Genomic DNA, 4067 nt, shown 5'->3' with positions numbered 1-4067 from the left:
GGGTTGCCGTAGTCGTAGCAGCTGGTGGTGACTTTTATTTGATCGCAGGGTAAAAAGTGAACCTTTATTCCGCAGGTTTTTTGCCCGGTATAGTCAGGAACCGATACTGTCTGGCTATGTTTCCGGTTTTGAGCTTTGATTTTTTTTTCCCATTCTAAGTACTTATCTGTATTAGCAAATCCAGGAAAACCTTTAGACCCTCCCACACCGGTTTCCCACTCAACTTTCACCCTCATCCCCGGTTTCCATTTCGTTGGCACACCGTAACAGCAGCCACCGCCGCCCCCCTGCCAGGGGCCGATAATATCCAGCCCTGACTGCCCATCTACGCTGAAATGGTTTATCGCCCAGTGGGTATGGTTAACCGCTTCTATGGTACCGCTGCCGCCGCTAACATTCTTTTCTCTGGCAGGCCTGTCACAACCAACCAGCAATATCGCCGCAGCGATAAAAACAAAGCGTGTCAGCCATCGTCCCTGCGGTGGATACCAGCCTAAATCAGACTTTATTATAGACATATCTCAGGTTCCCTTATTTTAACCGGATAAACAGGGTTATCATTAGATTCAACCGTCATCTAATAGCCGCTTATTGTTTGGTCTTTTTTTTCCAAATATTGTTTGGTCTTTTTTTTCCAAATATTGTTTGGTCTTTTTTTTCAAATATTTTTTGAATCCATGTCAGAGCCACAATGGGAACATTTATCGAATTTATAGTTAACAAAATTCATGCATGATGAACATCTGTATATGTGTCCGGTATGTTTTGGCCAACGCTTATCAGGAAAAAACACAGCGGTAAAAACACTAATAACAGGAAATATAAAATAAAAAGAATTTTCCGGCTCTCCCCAGGATAATAGCATAACTATCGCTAAAAACATCATAGACGCTTTGATAAACAAAACACAAAACACAAAACACAAAACACAAAACACAAAACACAAAACACAAAACACAAAACACAAAACACAAAACACAAAACACAAAACACAAAACACAAAACACAAAACACAAAACACAAAACACAAAACACAAAACACAAAACACCAGAGCAATAAAAAAGCTTTGTTTTTTCCAGACAATGATTCCAACCAGTAATATTACCGCTCCAGAGATAATAACTTTTGTATCACTATCCAAATACATAACCCCTCCGATGTAAGTAGCTATTATCCCTATTGAAAATACCACTCCTGATGACTTTATAGATTATTGACACCAGAACCGCATTCATCAGAATAAATTTTATTTTTAAGAATATACTCAGCCACCCACTCATTACGTTTATCTTCGAAAAGCACACCTTCTTTTGTCGCAGCCAGCATAGCCTTAAAGCAAGCAGAAAATTCACTTTCTCTGTTCATAAAAAGGTTCTTCGGTAATGGCTGATAAACCAATAATTGTTTTGCATCACACAGACACATCAGACTTTCAAACTGATTATCAGTAAATATGATTTGCTCACTCAATTCCTCTTCACCTAATGCCGCCCCATTGCCTTCCAGCAAAACAGGTGCTTCGTCGCGATCCAGCCAGCTCCAGAATAATGTCGGTCTGTGGAGCTGACTTTGCTGTTCATCACTAAGAACATGGGTAAAAAGATACGAAAATATACGCGTATCCCAGAAGCGAAATATCCCTGCACGCCCCTCATGCTGCGCATCAATGCAACGGATCAACCATTCAGCCAAAACTTCGAACCGCCAGGATGACCCCAGCACCAGTAAAGGCGCTGTTGCCACAGCTTCACGAGCCAATGCATATAACCACTGCACCTGCTGAGCATCTTCCAGCTCAATACGTACCAGCAAAGGCGCATCGTCCGGGTAAATATTCTCCGGCAATCCCTGGTAGAGGGACTGCCATTTTATTGCCGGAGAAAACCCGGAAAGAGCCGGAATGACGGAGAAATTCACGCCGCACTGATCGATAATCATATCGACATAATTGTGACCAATCTGCTGACACGTCAGCTGGATTTTATCCAGCCAGATCTTTATGTTGTCCATTTACGCGTCCCTCGGCACAAAACCCTGAGCCAGTTCCTGAGCCCGTTTGAGGCATTCTTTACATACTGATGAAGGCAGATCGGGCAACTGAAAATCTTCGCTGGCTGGCCCCTGCAAATTATGTTGTCCTTTCAGACTTAACAGGCCAGGTCCATGAATTTCAATTTCTCCCTGCGGAGTCAAGCGAATGTAAGCGCCGCCACACCCAATAGTGATACCATTCTTCGCCGTAAGCTGAAGATGTCCCTGTGTGGACTGTACGGTAACATCCTGAAGAGACGTTAATGAGAGAATATCGCTATGAGATTCGATATTCAGCGGGCCTTTTGCAGATACCAGACGAACACCTTCCTGGCGGGAAAGTAACGATATCGCCTGGCTGGCATTCACTGCAAGCCTCTGCTCGCTGGCAATACTGACTTCTCCAATACTCTGCATATACAAACCGTTGCCACTGTGCAGAAGAATGCTTTCTGGCGTAACGCTCCCTATCCCCTCCGGTGCTTCCATCAACAATACCGGTTTCTTTATCTGGTCCGCCTTTTCAACAAACTGCTTTAACGTATCCATATCTGGTGAGAAATTACGGTGCGTTTGCGTCACACTCCCCCAACCGGCAATAAGGTTTTGCGCCCCCCTCAACAGGCTGGTTGCAGGCTCCATCGCCAGCTGCTGCCCCTGCGCTTTCATCTGTGCATCAGCGGTGATGAATATCCCTTTCCCGGCCCGTATCGCTCCGTAGCTGTCGGTACGCAGCTCGAATCCCTCCCCGCGCGGCTGTTTTCCGCCGTCCACCAGATGCCCCAGGTTCAGCTGGCTCTTGCCGCCGTACTCCGTGCTGACCTTGATGTGCTCTTTTCCCCGCGCGTCGTCGAGGCGGATTTTGTTGTTCGCCGGCGTGCGCAGCACGTTACGTTTATAGTTCCGGATGGTGACAGGGTCCGGGTGCGCCGAGTCGTGCAGGACACCGGCTATATACGGCCGGTCCGGGTCGCCCTGCTCAAAGGCGATGGCCACCTCGGTGCCCGCCAGCAGGGGCAGATGCAGGCCGTACGTGTCACCGGCATACGGGCGCGCCTGGCGTACCCACAGACTCTCTTCTCCCGGCTGCCAGTGGTCGCGGTCGAACAGCAGGTTGACCCTGTAACGCCCGTCGCGGTCGATATGGCCGTAGATATCACTGCTTTTCGTGCTGGTGACCCGCGCCGGCAGCGTCCCGGCCATCACCGGCCTGGCGATAGTGGCCGGGCGGAAGCCGTAATCTTCCGAATACGGGATGGCGTGGAAGGCCACCTCAAAACTGCGGTCGCGCCGGGCGCGGCTGTGGAGGTGGGTTATCATCACCCCCTCCCGGAAGGTGCCGGTGACCTCTTCGCCGCCGCTCACCTTCAGTTCCTGACCGGGGGCGAGCGTCGCGCAGCTGCTCTTTCCGCTCAGCCGGGTCTGGTCGTTCAGGTAGCGCTCGTGACGCAGGCGGGCATAAAACGCCCCGCTCTCCGCCGCCGGGTCGCGCGGATGGCTGTCGCCCGGCGTCAGGTAGTTATCCCCCCAGTGGTACGCCTCGCCATAAGTGGTGCTGTCGCCCCGGCTGACATCGATGCTGAGGCTCATCTCCGCCGGCGCGTTGCGGTAGTTATAGTCCCGGGTGAACACCGACTGCGGCACCACGCGATGCCGGCTTTTCAGCGCCCACACGGATTCCATCCCGCTGTCGTGCTGGCCGGAGGGCGGCACCGACGGCAGAACCAGCCCCTGCCCGTCGTGCCGCTGGTCGTCGTAAAACTCCACCACGTCGATGTTCAGCCGGGTGTCGGCGGTGAAGCGGAACCAGATACCCACCTCACTCAGCAGGCGAGTGATAAAGCGCAGGTCGTCCTCGCCGTACTGCATCACCTGCTCGCGACGCGGGTACGCCTGCGCCAGCGTGAAGATAAAGTCCTCCCCGCGCATGCCGTGGCGGGTGCGCAGGATATGCTCCACGATATCCGGCACCGACATATCCTGGTAAATCCGGTTCTGGTGGCTCCGGGAGAGCAGCGCCAGACGCGGCTGCAGA

The 4067-nt window shown here is 51.3% G+C and carries 3 protein-coding genes; all 3 read right to left on the bottom strand.

Going from position 1 to position 4067, the window contains the following annotated elements; translation table 11 throughout:
* Positions 1 to 518, bottom strand: a 518-nt coding sequence (gene tli1a / locus KO1_RS26615; protein WP_064407189.1) for a Tli1a family immunity protein, incomplete at its 3' end; no start/stop codon positions are given.
* Positions 519 to 1204: 686 nt separating this feature from the next.
* Positions 1205 to 2011, bottom strand: a complete 807-nt coding sequence (gene tla1, locus KO1_RS26610) for a toxin Tle1 chaperone Tla1 (RefSeq protein WP_023320818.1) — start codon at positions 2009 to 2011, stop codon at positions 1205 to 1207.
* A partial coding sequence (locus KO1_RS26605) for a type VI secretion system Vgr family protein (RefSeq protein WP_064407187.1) occupies positions 2012 to 4067 on the bottom strand: 2056 nt, incomplete at its 5' end.

It is taken from the genome of Klebsiella oxytoca NBRC 105695, assembly GCF_001598695.1.
In the GTDB taxonomy this organism is placed as follows: Bacteria; Pseudomonadota; Gammaproteobacteria; order Enterobacterales; family Enterobacteriaceae; genus Klebsiella; species Klebsiella oxytoca.
The sequence above is the reverse complement of the archived record's forward strand: the minus strand, read 5'-3'. Positions and strand labels throughout refer to the sequence as shown.